This is a genomic window from Burkholderia sp. BCC1638 (genome assembly GCF_902833195.1).
In the GTDB taxonomy this organism is placed as follows: domain Bacteria; phylum Pseudomonadota; class Gammaproteobacteria; order Burkholderiales; family Burkholderiaceae; genus Burkholderia; species Burkholderia diffusa.
Genome location: NZ_CADFEC010000170.1, coordinates 1 through 223, shown reverse-complemented (window position 1 = coordinate 223; position 223 = coordinate 1). Strand labels below are relative to the sequence as shown.

Here is a 223-nt window from a genome sequence, read left to right as displayed (position 1 = left end):
CGCTCACGGGCCTCCTCACGACGGTCACCGGCACGCTCGGCGGTGCAGCGGGCGGCACCAGCGGCGGCCCGCTTGCCCCGGTTACGGGCCTCGTCTCGACCGTCACCGGCGCACTCGGCGGCGCGGCGGGCGGCACCAGCGGCGGTCCGCTCGCGCCGGTCACCGGCCTTGTCTCCACCGTCACGGGCGCACTCGGCGGCGTGGCCGGCGGCAGCAGTGGTCC

General features: G+C 78.9%; 1 pseudogene. It reads left to right on the top strand.

Going from position 1 to position 223, the window contains the following annotated elements:
- Nucleotides 1-223: pseudogene (locus HWX22_RS31750) on the top strand (collagen-like triple helix repeat-containing lipoprotein); the annotation flags it as partial.